The organism is Corynebacterium sp. LK28, from assembly GCF_014335105.1.
Lineage (GTDB): Bacteria > Actinomycetota > Actinomycetes > Mycobacteriales > Mycobacteriaceae > Corynebacterium > Corynebacterium macclintockiae.
This window is the reverse complement of record NZ_PDGZ01000009.1, coordinates 163,941-179,034: the sequence shown is the minus strand read 5'-3', so window position 1 is coordinate 179,034 and position 15,094 is coordinate 163,941. Positions and strand designations below refer to the sequence as shown.

11 protein-coding genes and 4 tRNA genes are annotated in these 15,094 nt (G+C 65.6%); 6 read left to right on the top strand and 9 right to left on the bottom strand.

Features of this window, described 5'->3' with window-relative positions:
• Positions 1-39 precede the first annotated feature (39 nt).
• Complete coding sequence (locus CRD15_RS04220) at positions 40-1,200, top strand: prephenate dehydrogenase (protein ID WP_187401985.1); 1,161 nt, start codon at positions 40-42, stop codon at positions 1,198-1,200.
• A 50-nt stretch (positions 1,201-1,250) separates the two neighbouring features.
• On the opposite strand, the gene CRD15_RS04215 is transcribed toward CRD15_RS04220, so the two are convergent.
• The 6 genes from CRD15_RS04215 to CRD15_RS04190 all read right to left on the bottom strand — a co-directional run bounded on the left by CRD15_RS04215 (position 1,251) and on the right by CRD15_RS04190 (position 7,339).
• Positions 1,251-2,291 carry a hypothetical protein gene (locus tag CRD15_RS04215; protein WP_187401984.1) on the bottom strand — a complete coding sequence of 347 codons (1,041 nt, stop codon included), beginning with the start codon at positions 2,289-2,291 and terminating at the stop codon, positions 1,251-1,253.
• Positions 2,292-3,285: 994 nt separating this feature from the next.
• Positions 3,286-4,521: a trypsin-like serine protease gene (locus tag CRD15_RS04210; protein WP_187401983.1), complete on the bottom strand. Its 1,236-nt coding sequence runs from the start codon at positions 4,519-4,521 to the stop codon at positions 3,286-3,288.
• 8 nt (positions 4,522-4,529) lie between these two features.
• Positions 4,530-5,747, bottom strand: coding sequence for a hypothetical protein (locus CRD15_RS04205; protein ID WP_370546775.1), 1,218 nt, complete (start codon positions 5,745-5,747; stop codon positions 4,530-4,532).
• Positions 5,748-6,410: 663 nt separating this feature from the next.
• Positions 6,411-6,483 (bottom strand) — tRNA-Arg (locus CRD15_RS04200).
• A 532-nt stretch (positions 6,484-7,015) separates the two neighbouring features.
• Positions 7,016-7,088: transfer RNA gene (locus tag CRD15_RS04195), tRNA-Arg, on the bottom strand.
• 166 nt (positions 7,089-7,254) lie between these two features.
• Positions 7,255-7,339, bottom strand: a tRNA-Ser gene (locus CRD15_RS04190).
• A gap of 199 nt (positions 7,340-7,538) precedes the next feature.
• Between CRD15_RS04190 and CRD15_RS04185 the strand changes: the two genes are divergently transcribed.
• Complete coding sequence (locus tag CRD15_RS04185) at positions 7,539-8,696, top strand: pyridoxal phosphate-dependent aminotransferase (RefSeq protein WP_187401982.1); 1,158 nt, start codon at positions 7,539-7,541, stop codon at positions 8,694-8,696.
• A gap of 6 nt (positions 8,697-8,702) precedes the next feature.
• Entirely contained in the window at positions 8,703-9,449 is a 747-nt protein-coding gene (locus CRD15_RS04180) for a hypothetical protein (protein WP_187401981.1), read from the top strand.
• Positions 9,450-9,468: 19 nt separating this feature from the next.
• On the opposite strand, the gene CRD15_RS04175 is transcribed toward CRD15_RS04180, so the two are convergent.
• A tRNA-Ser gene (locus tag CRD15_RS04175) sits at positions 9,469-9,553 on the bottom strand.
• Between the two features lie 90 nt (positions 9,554-9,643).
• Between CRD15_RS04175 and CRD15_RS04170 the strand changes: the two genes are divergently transcribed.
• Positions 9,644-10,645 (top strand): NAD(P)H-quinone oxidoreductase, encoded by a 1,002-nt coding sequence (locus tag CRD15_RS04170; protein WP_187401980.1) that lies wholly within the window; start codon positions 9,644-9,646, stop codon positions 10,643-10,645.
• Here the strand turns inward: CRD15_RS04170 and CRD15_RS04165 are convergent.
• Entirely contained in the window at positions 10,642-11,532 is an 891-nt protein-coding gene (locus CRD15_RS04165) for a DMT family transporter (protein WP_187401979.1), read from the bottom strand. The genes CRD15_RS04170 and CRD15_RS04165 overlap by 4 nt on opposite strands.
• A gap of 9 nt (positions 11,533-11,541) precedes the next feature.
• Positions 11,542-12,921: an aminotransferase class V-fold PLP-dependent enzyme gene (locus CRD15_RS04160; protein WP_187401978.1), complete on the bottom strand. Its 1,380-nt coding sequence runs from the start codon at positions 12,919-12,921 to the stop codon at positions 11,542-11,544.
• A gap of 326 nt (positions 12,922-13,247) precedes the next feature.
• Here CRD15_RS04160 and CRD15_RS04155 point away from each other — a divergent pair, with 326 nt between their 5' ends.
• Complete coding sequence (locus CRD15_RS04155) at positions 13,248-14,135, top strand: ABC transporter permease (RefSeq protein WP_034975108.1); 888 nt, start codon at positions 13,248-13,250, stop codon at positions 14,133-14,135.
• Positions 14,136-14,241: 106 nt separating this feature from the next.
• A complete protein-coding gene (locus CRD15_RS04150; RefSeq protein WP_187401977.1) occupies positions 14,242-15,030 on the top strand; it encodes an ABC transporter ATP-binding protein in 789 nt (262 codons plus the stop codon).
• The last annotated feature ends 64 nt before the right edge of the window (positions 15,031-15,094 follow it).

Genomic DNA, 15,094 nt, shown 5'->3' with positions numbered 1-15,094 from the left:
TCCACCAACGCTAGTCGGCTTTGTGGAACACTGGGTAGCGTGAGCCACGAAATTTCTTCCGATTACCGCCTGAGCACCCTCCCCGAGGATCGCCGTCCGCTGTGCATCCTGGGGCTGGGTCTGATCGGAGGGTCGCTGATGCGCGACGCGCAGGCCGCCGGCTGGCCGGTGTTCGGCTGGAATCGTTCGGAGAAAACCGTCACCCGCGCGCGCCGCGATGGCTACGACGTCTCGGGGGACCTCGAGGCCACGCTGCGCCGCGCCGAGGAAGCCGACGCGCTGCTGATCCTTGGGGTGCCGATGCCAGCACTGTCTTCTCTTCTGGACGCCATATCCCAGCACGCACCGACCTGCGGCTTCACGGACGTGACCAGTGTGAAGCAGGAGGTGCACGACCTCGTGGAGGCGAAGGGCATGTCCGATCGCTTCGTGGGTGGGCATCCGATGGCTGGCACTGCGAACTCGGGTTGGCAGGCGACGATGCACGGGCTGTTCAAGGGCGCGGTGTGGGTCGTGACGTACGACAACGCGCGGGAGCTTGCGGGGGATGGGGCAAGCGCGGGCGGCGCAGGTTCCAGCGCGGCAGGCGGCGGCGCAACTTCGGGCGCAGCGGGCGCGGCTGCAGGCGCCGGCAGCGTGGCAGGCGCAGACGGCGCTGACAGCGCCGACGCGGTGAATAAACGCTGGCTGGATACGTGGGTGCGCGTCGTCGGGCTAGCCGAGGAAGTCGGCGCAGCGGTCATCCCCGCCATCGCGCACCGTCACGACAACGCCGTCGGGCGCGTGAGCCACCTGCCGCACATCCTGGCCGAAGCACTTGCAGTTGCGGGCGATTACGGCGGGCCGCTGGCGCTGAGCCTGGCTGCCTCAAGTTTCCGCGACGGCACCCGCGTGGCGGGCACCGACCCTGACCTGGTCCGCGCAATGGTGGAAAACAACCGCCCCGCGGTCCTGGACGCCCTCGATCAGACCATTGAGCTGTTGCAAGGAGCGCGCGCGGACCTTGCGAACCCAGACCGCTCGCTGAAGACCCTGGCCGAGGAAGGCAACGCCGCCCGCGGCCGCTTCGAGGCCCGCGCCGGCCGCAACAAAGGGGACGCCTCCAACCGGCCGATTATCCGCGTCCGGCCGGGGGCTCCGGGCTGGCTGGATCAGCTCCGCTCGGCGGAGTCCATGGGTGCGCAGATCGGCATCTTCTAGCGGGCGCTAGCATGGCGCGGCACTGCGCGCCCGCTATACCCGCGCCCGCGCTAGCACTCCTCCTCCGCCTTCGCCGCTGGAGCCCCTTCCAGCAGTTCAGGCAGCTTCTTCCCCAGCGCATCCACGCCATCCCACGCAGTTGGTTCCAACCCATCGTTTGGAATCGCCATAATCGCAACGGGGGTCATTTCCCCGTCCGCGCCCGGCACCAGCCCAAGCTGCCGGTAGATGAAACGCCCGTCCGGCTCCGGCCCCCAGCCGCCCTTAAACTGCGCGCCCTTGATCTTCGCCAGCCCGTACTTGTGCTCCGGGATGATGTGCCCCATGCGTGCCAGCACCTTGTCCGAGCCATTCATGCACCGGAACCCGTCCATGAATTTCACCTGATCCGTCAGCTTCCACTTGATCGCGCCGAACCCAATGTAGGCCCCGTCTTCAAACTGCTTCGCCGCGTTCGTCGGGTCGCCTACGCGCCGCATGTAATCGCGTACATTGTAGGCAGCGGTACGGTCCGCGCCGTCGCCGACATACATCCAGAGCCGAAACGCGGCGTCATTATCCGAGTAGTGAATCGCCGCGTCCATGTCGGCTTCCATCGCGGCGCGCGGGGCGGGCTGGCCGTGAGCTTCCGCGTGCCGCAGCTTCTCCTCGACCGCGCCGGAGATCGGCACCTTGATCGTCGACCAGGCGCCTTCCTCGTTGAGCTTGCCCGCGTGCAGTGGCCCATTCTCCCCTAGGATCGCCACCCCGACCTGCACATTGTGCTTCTTCGAAACCTCGGTCGCCAGCTTGTCCAGCTTCGCCTGCTGTTCCTCGTCGGTCGGCGGGGCCGCGTCGGCGCCGTCGCCGTCGCCGCCGTTGTCGCTGAGGGGCGTTGCGGCTTGTTGGGTCTGTTCGCCCTGTTCCTTCTGGACGCCACCCTCTCCCCCGCGCAACCCCATCACCAAACCGACCGTGATGGCGAGGACGGCGGCTCCCACCGCGACCATTGCGGCGATCCCGCCTTGCCCGCCGGCCTGCGCGCCAGCCCTGCTGGCCTGCCCCTCAAAAGGAGGGCGCGAAGCACCCTCTGGGCGCTCGTTGTTCGCCATTTTCCCTCCTTGACCAGGCCTTTCCTTCTTCTCGCACGCATCCCGCGCACGACTCCGCTACCCAGCTCCCGCCGTGCGGCTTCACCACTGGCCGACGTTTCACCGCCGGGCGGCTTCACCACTATGCAACATCGTCGCCGCGCAGCTTCACCACTATGCAACATCGTCGCCGCTCGGAGCTTCGCAGCTGAGAACAACAGGCGTTAAGTCTAGTAAGGAAACCCCGCGCTCGCGCTTCATTCACTCCCCTCTGGCGATTCTCTTAGCCAGCGATTATCCTCCCGCTGACATTATCCGTACCCTCCCGCTGGCAACCCCTGACCTCAGCTTGGCGGTTCCCCCGACCGCCAGTTGGCAGCTCCCATACCCTCTGGTTGGCGATGGTCTCAGCACCCTCTGCAGTTTCCCGCCCCAATGTCCCAAATCTTCGAGTTATTGAAAGTAGCGGATCCGCAGCAGAAAATCGCGAGCCTCTGACCTGCACAAACAGAATAGTTATATTCTAAGAGCTGGAATTTGGGACAATCCCCTCCCCGCCAAGCCCCCGAAAGGCCGGTTTCCAGACAATTCCCGAATAAGAGGCTCGATTTCGCACCCCTACTCAGGTATCCCCTACCCCTGTTTAGGCCGTCTATGAGCCTTACAGAGCCTCGACCTTGCGGCCACCCCAGCCGAAAAAGTGCGCGAACCTAAGTTCACGCACCGCACCAGCGCATCTTCAAAGGAGCAATGTCCCAAATCTTCGAGTTATTGAAAGTAGCGGATCCGCAGCAGAAAATCGCGAACCTCTGACCTGCACAAACAGAATAGTTATATTCTAAGACGTGGAATTTGGGACAACGTCCTCCGAGACTGTCCGCATTTGAGGCTCCGGGGGACGTCAGGCGCGGGTCAGACCCCGGTCAGACGCGGACCGGCGCCCGGCCACGTGGGGTTTCAGCCACGGACCGGGGCGGGACAACGTCAGGGGCAGGCAGCGCACCCCGGGGTACGGTCAGGCGCGGCGGCGGGCGACCCAGCCCAACGCGATCGCCAGCACCAGCCCGGCCGCAGCCACCGCGAGGTACCGCCCGACGTAATCGGCGCTGGTCTGCGGAGTTTTCGGCGGGGCGGGAGTAGTGTCCGCTGTCAGTACGCTCGACGTGTCACGTCCGCTGGTGATGTCCTGGATCCAGGACTTGGCGTCCGAAAGGGTGGTGATGGCCGCAGTCGGCGATGGCAGGTCCGGGTCTCCGTTGGCCGTGCCCGCGGTGGCGAGGCCCGCGAGCTTGCCGCCGACGAAGAACGGCGCGCCCGAGTCGCCGCCCTGCATTGCGGCGCGCGAGAGGGACTCTGCCTCGAGGATGCCGCCGACGATCTTTGGCATGACGCCACCCGCCCCATCCGCGGCAACCTCCCCGCCGCCCATGGCAATGTCGGCGGGGACGGACTCCACGCCATCGGGGCTGGGGGCTTCAGCGGAAGCGGAAGACTTCGAGGAGCTGGGCTTTCCGGAGGTCTCCGGGGCCGTCGCGCCTGGCTTGCCCGGCGCAGCGGCGCCCGGCGCGGCGGATCCGGGCTCCGGCATCGGGCCGTCGCCGCGGAGGATCTGCGGCGCACCCGCGCCGCCGGAACCACCGGGGGCGGGAATGGATTCCGTACCACCCTCAACGTGCGGCGCACCAGCACCCGCGCCACCGCCAGCGCCTTCACCACCGCCCGGCCCCTCAACGTGCGGCGCACCCGCGCCTCCGCCGGCACCCGGCCCGGCGAGAATCTCCCGCACTCGCATCCGCGCCACAGGCAGCTGTCCCTTGCGCGCCATCAGCGAGCTGCTACTCCAGCCGTAAAGATTCCCCTCGTCGCCCTGGGCGGGCATACTATCGGCCAGCTTCGCCGGCTCGACCCCCTCGACGGGTCGGGTGAGGTGCAAGAGGCCGGCGTCCATAACAGGCGACAGGGACCACGAATCAGCGTCGTACACAGTGCCCGCGATGCGCGCCTGCGTGCCCTCGTTGGAGACGGACTCCAGGCAATGACGCGCGGTCAGGACCCACTGCGGCGCGACGAGCGTGCCCGTGCAGTCTCCGAAGTTGCCCACGCGGCCGATCCGCAGCGAGGCGACAGTCCGCGATTCCGCGTTGTCGGGCGCGTGCTCGCCGTATTCCATGGCGCTGGCCGGGGCAACGCAGGCGCCGCTCAGGGCTGCTACAGCCGCGACGGCTGCTGCTCGAGAGGCTAGTTTCTTCATGTTCGTCCTCATGCTCGTTCTCCCGCGATCAGTCGGACAGTCTGCGCGACGCATCGTTCCGCCGGCCCCTGCCCTGCAAACAACTTCTTCGCCGGCCCGCTGGCCAGCTTCTTCCACACCCACGCGAACACCAGGAACGCCGCGATAAACGCTGCCGCCCACAGGTCGGAGTGCAGGGACACGTGCGTCTGCCACCACAGGGCCGTCAGCACGTGCAGGATGTACACCGTCAGCGCCATGGAACCCAGCGCGACCAGCGGATTCCCCGCGCGCACGTGGCGCCCGACGATCATGCACAGGTGCAGCACGATGGCGGCGACGGCGATGGAAAGCACGATCTCGCCCAGCACGCCCGTGTGCCCGGTCGCGCGCGCCCACCCGGGCACGTCGGTCTGGAATCGCAGGTAGAAGCCTGCTGCTGCGGCGAGGCACGCGATTGCGGTTGTTAACTTTTGGACGCCACCAGCCCCAGTGCCGTCCTTCCCCACGTACACGTCGAAGAGGATCATCCCGGCCAAGATGTACGCGACCCACGCGAGGTGTGGGTACGGAAGCGGAAGTTCCAGCGGGGCGTAGCGCCACGTGGCGGCGGCTGTGGCAATCAGCAGAAGCGCGGCCTTTGCGGCCGTCGGCAGTGGAGGTACCCAGGCGGTGGCAAGCATCGTCGCGCCGAGGACGACCAGCACGACCTGGATCTCCCCGCCGGCGGGCAGGAGCGCCAGGCCGATGAGGGTGATGATCGCGCCGCGGGCTGCAAGCTTCGCGATGGTCTGCGTTGGGGTGGCTTGCGGCTTGCGCGCGTTTGCGCCCGTGCCGGTTTGCGCCTGCGCTGCGGCCTGTGCCTGCGCTGCGGCCTGTGCCTGCGCTTCGGCGCGGCGGGTGGCGTTGTTCCAGATGAGCATCATGGTCACGCCCGCGATCACCGCGAACAGTGCGGCCGGAAGCCCGGACAGGATCACCTTCGCCTGCCACAGCGGGTGTCCCAGGTGCAGGTAGATCATTCCGAGGATTGCCAATCCGCGGGCGATATCTAGCCCGAGGATGCGCGGGCGCTTTTCTCCGCGGTCTGTGCTGCGGTCAGTGCTGCGGGCTGCGTCGCGGCTTTCCCCGCGGTCTGCGTTTGCCGATCCGTCGGCGGCTGTTGCAGCGCTGTTGCTGGCGCCGTTACCAGCGGTTTCGTCTCCGCGTGCTTTCGCGGAGCTCTTAGAAGTAGGTGTTCTAACCACCCGGCTGTCTCCTTTTTCAGTTCTCAAATATCGAAGCAATCCGCATCGCGTCGGCGAGCGCACATTTGTCGTGCTGTCGCACAGTTCGCGTGCCAGCGCACAGTTCGCGTGCTCGCGCACAACCGTCGCGCCAACGCTCTTAAGCGGAACCATCGTCTTTTCTAGCCCCCGAACATTGAATCCCCCTGCCCCGAAATTGTGAGCAGCCTGTAAGTTCCTCTTAAGTTTCCCCCACCCTGGCATCAACGAGCCTGAAACCCCACTTCGCGGCGACATTTCGCGCCACAATGGCACCTTCTCGACAGGACGATGTCCCAAATCTTCGAGTTATTGAAAGTAGCGGATCTGCAGCAAAAAATCGCGAGCCTCTGACCTGCGCAAACAGAATAGTTATATTCTAAGACGTGGAATTTGGGACATTCCCCTCCTCGCCCGGCTATCGAATCGCCCGATTGCCCGCGTCTCCCGAGTAAGAGGAGTAAGAGATAGCAGTTCCCACCCTCGGCAGGTCGTGCCCACTCCTCGGCGGGGTCGTGCCCACTCCTTGGCAGGTGGTGCCCGCCCCCTCGCCAACGCAAAGCCACGGGGGACAAACACAAAGCTCCGCACCAACGCAAGAACCCCCGTGACCGGCGGGGAACCGCTGGTCACGGGGGAAATTTGTGCGCCCGGAGGGATTCGAACCCCCAACCTTCTGATCCGTAGTCAGATGCTCTATCCGTTGAGCTACGGGCGCATCATCGCCACCACAATGGGCTTGCGATTAGGTCTGCAAGGTTACCCCTGCAACGCAGGTTTACTTTACACACCACGGGCACAAAACAACAAATCCCTTCCTCACCTGCGGAGATGAAACCACAGATCCCGCGGAAACGGGGCGGTGCGTCACGGGCACAACGGGAATCACAACGAAAATCACAACGGGAAAGGCAACAGGGAATCAGTACGAGCGCGGGGATGAGGCGCAAACGCGGGAACGGGGCGCAAACGCGGCGCGCGCCGGAAGACTCAGCAGCCGAAGTGTGCGGGTGTGCGGAGGCGATCGCTCCGCGATCGCCGCTGTAGCCGCACACCGCCTGCGGCGCGCACGCTACCGCATGCGCGCGGCAGTCGGGAAGACGCACGTCGCGCGTAGGTCGCGCAGCTTTCGCGCGACCTACGTGCGCCGTGCTGACGCTCCGCGTGCGCACCCGCGCACGCTCCGCAAACCCCAACCAACACAAAACCCCCGCAACCAGCGGAAAACCGCCGGTCACGGGGGAAAATTGTGCGCCCGGAGGGATTCGAACCCCCAACCTTCTGATCCGTAGTCAGATGCTCTATCCGTTGAGCTACGGGCGCTTGGGAACTTCGACAAAGCGCTTCACGCCGGCACAATCCCAGCGGACCACCACAGGCGCACCACACGCCCCACAACACTGTCCGCAGCTGTTAGCCCCGGAACCTCACCACAAGTAACCGGGCAGCTATGTGGGCAGCTCTGGCGTTCCACGCTCTGTCGAAGTTGCGGAGGCGACAGGATTTGAACCTGCGGTCCCCTAAGGGACAACTCCTTAGCAGGGAGCCCCATTCGGCCGCTCTGGCACGCCTCCGTACGTCGTATTATGGCGTACCGTTTCCAGTTTCCACAATCTCGACCGGATTTAGCCTACACAACCTGCCCACCTTCCCCAAAATCCCGCACACTCCCCGATCCGCGCCCCCATCTGCCCTAGCCACATCCCATCTGCCCCGCCACCGCACACTCCCCGATCCGCAGGCCCGTCCATCCCGCCAACTACACTGAGCAGTATGATTCGCCCCGACCTTTCGACCCTGCCCGCCTACGTCCCCGGCTCGCTCCAGCCGGGCGCGCTAAAGTTGGCCTCCAACGAGTCTTCGTTCTCCCCGTTACCTTCTGTTAGTGCCGTTATTAATGACGCCACCTCACACCTCAACCGCTACCCGGATATGGCTTCGGGCGCGCTGCGTGGAAAGCTCGCGCAGTGGTTGGGCGTGGACCTCGACAATGTGGCGGTAGGCAACGGCAGTTCCGCCATCTGCCAGCAGCTGGTGCAGGCCACATGCAAGGACGGCGATGAGGTTGTGTACGCCTGGCGGTCGTTCGAGGCATACCCGATCCTGTGCAAGATCGCCGGTGCGGTGGGGGTGGGTGTGCCGCTGGAGAGGGGGCGTCATGACCTAAAGGCAATGAGCGACGCGATCGGCGAGCGTACGCGCCTGGTTTTTGTGTGCAACCCGAACAATCCGACGGGCACGACGGTGAGCCGTGGCGAGTTCCGCGAGTTCATGGGGCGCGTGCCTGCGCATGTGACGGTTGTGCTGGATGAGGCGTATGTGGAGTACAACCGGAATGCGGGGTCTCCGGTGGCGTTGGAGGAGTTGCAGCGCTACCCGAACCTGGCGGTGTGCCGGACGTTTTCGAAGGCGTATGGGCTGGCGGGGCTGCGGCTGGGCTACATGGTCGGGCCGGCGGAGCTGGTGGAGGCCGTGAATAAGGTGGGGATTCCTTTCGGCGTGAATGCGCTGGCTCAGGCGGCGGGGGTTGCGAGCGTGGAGGCGCAGGGCGAGCTGGCCGCGCGCGTGGACGCGACAGTGGCGGAGCGCGAGCGGGTGGAGGCGTACCTGGCGGGGGTTGCTCCGGCTGGGGGTGCGGACGGTGCTGAGAGCGCCGACGAAGCCGCAGCGGCCGAGCCGCTGACGTACCCGTCGCAAGCGAACTTTGTGTGGCTGAACGTGGGCGAACGCGCGGAGGCGCTGGATGAGGCTCTGAAGCGCGAGGGTGTCATCGCACGGTGTTTTGCGGGCGAGGGCGTGCGCGTGACGGTGACGACGGCAGAGGAGACGGATGTGCTGCTCCGCGCGCTGGATCGTGCGCTGCCCGCTGCTGGGCTGGCTGAGGCTGGCAATGTGCAGGCCGACTCGCAGACCTCCACACAGGCCGACTAGAGCGCCATGCATCCGGAGGATCCGACGCGCATCCCCGCCGTGGTGGAACGTCTGCGCGCGGCGTGGGAGGCTCAGCCTTCGGTGCCGTTTGCGCAGTTGTGGGCTCAGTTGGAGTCGGTGGGCGTGGGCTTCAACGCCACCGACGCGGAGCTGGTGGAGGCGTGCGATGAGTTGCTGCGCCGTCACCCTTATTCTTTTGCCCCGGTTCTTTCTGGTGACGCCCCTTCGGCCTCCCCTGCCCCGCGCACCGTCGTGGTGGAGACGGCCGATCCGGGGCCGGTGGTAACACTGTCCGTGGAGCCTGGGGAGCCGCTGGGCTGGGCGGTTGTTCGCAGCCGGCGTGCGGGGGCTCAGCCGGTGGTGTGGCGTTTTCGGGCGGTGCGGGCGTGCCGGGCGGGGGCTCCTTTGGTGATGGAGGATGCGGAGGGGTTTGTGCATCGTCTGGGCGTGGTGGAGCGTTTGACGGCTGCGGGGTTCTCGGTGGCGCCGGGGGAGAATGCGGCCGCGTTGGAGGGGTTGCAGCGTGCGGAGTTGGGGGATCGGGTGTTTGTGGTGCGCTTTGGGGATGATTCGTGGGCGCTAGTGGGGCACGCTGTGTGGTGGTTTAGGGTGGGGCGCCGTGCGGTGGATGCGCGGAGGTTGAAGTGGGTGGGGTTTGATTCTGGAATGCCAGGAGCCCCGCTCCTGGTGCGTACACCGGGAGCGGGGCTCGAGGAGTTGCCGCTGGTCGCGGAGGTTTTCCGCGCCAGCTGACGAGAGGCAACCCAGCCTGCGGAAGTAGAGGGATTTGAACCCCCGGATGGTTTCCCATCGCTGGTTTTCAAGACCAGTGCATTCGGCCGCTCTGCCATACTTCCAACACGGCTCATCGCCGCCCAAAGTATCTTACACGCCACCCCACTACGCACCCATTCCCAGCCACCCATTGTTTCATTAGGGTGGGGAACATGAGCATCACCACGAACGCAATCGTCCAGACCGACTCCACCGACCCCAGCTCCCTAGCCTGGCAAACCACCAGCATCGCCGACCCCCAACCTGGCGAAGCACTGGTGCGCATCCACTACGCGGGCGTCAATAGAGCAGACACCCTACAAGCCCAAGGCCACTACCCACCACCCCGCGGAACCACTGACATCATCGGGCTCGAAGCCGCTGGCGTGATCGAAGACCCCAACGGAGCCGCCCGCCCCGACGGCTCCCCCTGGCACCCAGGCGACGAAGTCGCAGTCCTGCTCTCCGGAGGCGGGTACAGCGAATTTGCCACCGTACCCGAAGGCCAACTCCTGCCCATCCCCGCCGGATACAGCCTTGCCGAAGCCGCCAGCGTGGTGGAAGTCGCCTGCACCGTCTGGTCCAACATCATGATGACCGCCCGCCTACGCGAAGGCGATACCATCCTGTTCCACGGCGGCGGCGGAGGCATCGGCATCTTCGGCATCCAACTGGCCAAAGCCCTGGGCGCCACCGTGGCCGTCACCGCCGGCTCCGAAGAAAAGCTCCACGTGTGCCGCCGCTACGGCGCGGACATACTCATTAACTATAAGGAAGAAGACTTCGCCGACACCCTGGCCGCAAACGGCGGGGCGGACGTGATCCTGGACATCATCGGCGCCAAATACCTCGACCAGAACATCCAAGCCCTGGCCCCCGACGGGCACATCGTGATCATCGGCATGCAAGGCGGCGTGAAGGGCGAGCTGAACATCGCCAAGCTACTCAACAAGCGCGGAAACATCAGCGCCACCGGCCTGCGCTACCGCGACAACCAAGATAAGGCACACATCGTCGCCGAAACCCTACGCAACGTGTGGCCGCTGTTGGAAAGCGAGAAGATCACCCACCACATCGACCGGATCATGCCCATCGCCGAAGCCGCCGCCGCGCACCAGGCGCTGCTGGCCGGGGAGGTCACGGGCAAGATAGTGCTCGAGCTGCCGCAGGGCTAGGCGCGCGGCTTGCCGCGCCGCCCGCGGACCCCACGCGAGCGCCTACGCGGCCACCCGCCCGTCTGCACCAACACCAGCGCCGCCAGCACCAGCAGCAGGCCAACCCACTGCACCAGCGAAAGCCGCTCACCAACGAACACCACCCCCAGGAACGTCGCCGTCACCGGGCTCAGCACGCCCAGGATCGCCACCTGCACCACATCCAACCTGGCCAGGCCGTGGAACCAAATGCCATACGCAATCAGGGCACCGAAGATCGTCAGGTACGCATAACCCAATACGTTCTGGCCGGTCAGGTGATCCGGCAGCCCCTCCATCACCAGCAACAGCGGAACCAGGAACAGCCCGCCGAAAGTCAGCTGCCAGCCCGTCACCGCCAGCTGTGGCACATCGTCCGGCTTACCCCACTTCTTCGCCAGAATCACACCCAGCCCCATGCACACACTGGCGCCTAAGCCCGCGAGGATGCCGGCGACATTGAGGGCTGCGGAAGGCGTCAATACCAAACAAGCCACACCCACCACAGCGACAAGCGCGCCGATCACCTGGTACGGCTGAATGCGCGTGCCCAATAGCGCAGGACTCAGGGCGATCACCCACAGCGGCGCCGTGTTCGTCACAATCGCCGCCACGCCGCCCGGCAGCAGGTACGCCGCCGCGAAAAGCAGAGCAAAGAAGCCGCCGATGTTCACCACCCCCAGCACCGCGGACTTCCACCACCACTGCCCGCGCGGCAGCCTGCGGAACCACAGCAGCAGTAATAGACCCGCAGGTAGCGCGCGCAGCACTCCCGCCAGCAGCGGCCGCCCAGGCGGCAGCAGGTTCGTGGTGACGATGTACGTCGTTCCCCAAATTATCGGTGTAAGCGCAGTAATCAGTCGTAGCACACGGCCACGCTATCTTACGGACGCCACCACCCGCACCAACTGGTCCACATCATGCGCGGTGTTGTGCGGGGCGAACCCGACGGAAACTGCACCGGCCTGCTCTAGTGCCGATCCCAGCGCCGACCCCAACGCCGCGGCCGACCCCTGCGGAGAGCTCTGCGGAGAACTCTGTGCCGAGGCGGCGTCCGCCGCCTTGCGACCGTGGCGGCCACGGGAGTTCGCGCCGGGTGCCGCGGGGAGCTCCTCGAAGACCCCCATGCGCTCCAGCAGCTGCGACTGGCCCGGCGCGACCACTCCCGCGACCACTCCATTGGCCAGCAGGCGCTGCACCACCACGCCCGCGGGCACACCATCCACCAGGAAGCTCACGCGCGGAATACGATCCACGGCGGCGAACTCCTCCAGCACAGGGCCGTCCCCATCCACGCCAATCACGTGCACGGTACCGAGGCTCTGCAGGCCCTCCACCAGGTGCGTTGCCAGCGTGTTCAGGTGCTCGGCGGCGCGGGGCAGGCCCTTCTTCAACCGCGTACGGCGGGTGCCGCGGGCGGAATCGTCCAAGCGGGCCAGGTGATCCACGGCATCCGCCACGCCACCCAGCAGGCCCTCCGACACGCCGCCCACGCCATGCGCAGAGTGGAAGACCTCGCGGCGGGTGGCATCATCCTTGAACACCAACGCGCCGACACTCGGGCCGCCCAGGCTGGCGACTTCCAGAGCCAGCACATCAGCACCCATCTCCTCCACGTCCACCACGCGATAAGGAGCGAAGGAATCCACATCCACCACCAGCAACGCCCGGGACTTCGCCCGTACGCAATCCGCGATGGCCCGCACATCCGTCACCGCGCCGACGTACCTGTTCGCGGCGGAGACTGCCACGACGGTGGTCTCCGGCTCCACGAGGTTCGTGTACTGCCAGGCCGGCAGCACTCCACTGGAAAGATCCGGCTCCGCCCAGCGCACCCGCGCGCCATATAGATCCGCCGCATGCTTCCACGGGGTGACGTTCGCCGGATCGTCGATACGGGACAGCACGACCTCCTGCCCCAGGCGCAAGCGCCGGTACAGAGCATGCGCCAGATCATCCAGCAGCGCCGCGCGGGAGGCTCCCAGCACCACATTCTCCGGGCGCGCGCCCGTCAGATCTGCGATGGCGATCCGCGCGGAATCGCCGAAAGACTCACCGATCCGGCGGCCCGGACGCTGCGCGCGGGAATGCGAACCCGTCGCCGACTCCGGAGGCTCCAGCAAAGAAGCCACCCGGAAACTACGCGCCACCGCCGAAGACACCCGCTCCGGAACCTGCGGGAAATCCTGCGCGTTTAAATACGTCCAGCCATCCGACAGCGATGCATACAATCCCCGCACCCGTGGCACATCGAACACTGGAACTCCTTATCCACCTAGACTGCACTCCCAGACTGCGCTACCTGGGCTATCTAGATTGCTTCAAACTGCGATTGCTTCAGACTGTGCTTCTGCCCAACCGATACTAGCCTGCCAGCCGGACACGCAACACCGTCGCCGGTCGCGGCCACCGCCGTCGCCGGTCGCGGCCACCGCCGTCCCCGGTCCCCGGTCCCCGCCGTCCCCCGTCCCCGCGAGCCAACGCAGCCACCAACACGATCGCGGGACGCGCCGAGAATAGGAGGCGTGGGCGTCACAAAGTAAAATAGACTGCCTCAAAGCAACAGCAACAGAAGCAGGAACACATGCCACAGAAAATGCCAGAGGCCGCGGATCTCCAGCGGATCACCGCCGCGGCAGACGGCGACATCCCAGCTAGCAACTCCCAAACCTTCGCCGCCGCGTGGGCGGACCTGAAGAAGGGGCTGGCGCAGCGCGAACTTTGGCTGGCGCTCGGCTGGCAGGACATCAAGCAACGCTACCGGCGCAGTACCCTCGGCCCGCTGTGGATCACCATCGCCACCGGCGTGATGGCCCTGGCCCTCGGCCTGCTGTACAGCCTGCTGTTCCAGCAAGACCTGGCGAGCTTCCTGCCGCACGTCGCCGTCGGCCTGATCCTGTGGGGCTTCATCGCAGGCTGCATCAAGGACGGCGCCGAGGTCTTCATCGCCAACGAAGGCCTGATCAAACAACTGCCGTCCGCCCTGTCGGTGCACGTATATCGCCTGGTGTGGAGGCAATTCCTCTTCCTGCTGCACAACCTCGTGATCTGGCTTGTACTGCTGGCCGTGTTCCGCCCATCGCTCGGGTGGGAAGTGCTGCTGATCGTGCCCGCCATGGCCCTGATGATCGCCAACGGCATCTGGGTGACCATGTTCTTCGGCATCATCGCCACCCGCTTCCGCGACGTAGCCCCGCTACTGGATTCGCTTGTCCAACTGGCCTTTTATATGACGCCCATCGTCTGGACCACCAAAACCCTCCGCGACCAAGGCGGGGCAGTGGCCGAGCGAGCAAAAATTGCGGAGATCAACCCGCTATACCACTACCTGGAGATCGTCCGCGGGCCGATGATCGGCGAGCCAGTCCCCGCCTACCACTGGGGCATCGTGGGCGTGCTGACCGTGCTGGGGCTTTCGCTGGCTCTGCTGGTGATGCGCCGCTGGCGCTTCCGCGTGAGCTACTGGGTTTAGCCGTGCTAGCTGGTGTGCTTGGTATGGCTTGGCTTGCGGCTGGCTTAGCGGCAGGCGGGCTTGGGGCCCGCCAGCCGCGACAACTGAAACAACAAAGTGAGATGACATGGTTTCGATTGACACTTACGACGCGTGCGTAGACTTCCCCATCTTCGATGCGAAGACCCGCTCCATGAAGCAGACATTCCTGGGGGCTGCCGGCGGCGCGATCGGCAGGAACTCGTCGAATACGGTGATGGTGGAGGCGCTTAAGGGCGTCAATCTGCATCTACAAGACGGCGACCGGATCGGCCTGGTCGGGCACAACGGCGCCGGCAAGTCCACTCTGCTGCGCCTGCTCAGTGGGATTTACGAGCCGACGCGCGGGTCCGCGATCGTGCGCGGGCGCGTGGCACCCGTGTTCGACCTGGGTGTGGGCATGGATCCGGAGATCTCCGGGTACGAAAACATCATGATCCGCGGACTGTTCCTGGGGCAGACGCGGAAGGCAATGCGGCGGAAGATGGACGACATTGCGGAGTTCAGCGAGCTGGGCGACTACCTGGAAATGCCGCTGCGCACGTACTCGACGGGTATGCGGATTCGGCTGGCTTTGGGGGTTGTGACCAGCATCGACCCGGAAATTCTGCTGCTGGACGAAGGCATCGGCGCCGTGGATGCTGCGTTTATGGCGAAGGCGCGCGGGCGGCTGGTGGAGATGGTTGAGCGCAGCGGCATCCTGGTTTTCGCCTCGCACAGCAACGAATTCCTGGCGCAGCTGTGTGACAGTGCGCTGTGGATCGACCACGGGGAGGTTCGGCAGGTCGGGCGCGTGGATGATGTGGTTGAGGCGTATGAGGGGCCTGAGGCTGGTGAGCACGTCCGCCAGGTGCTGAAGGACCTGGGCCGGGGTTAGTGCTGGTTGGGTTGGGCGCCTGCTGAGGTTTGGTGGGGGTGCTGGGGTTTGCTGAGATTCGCGG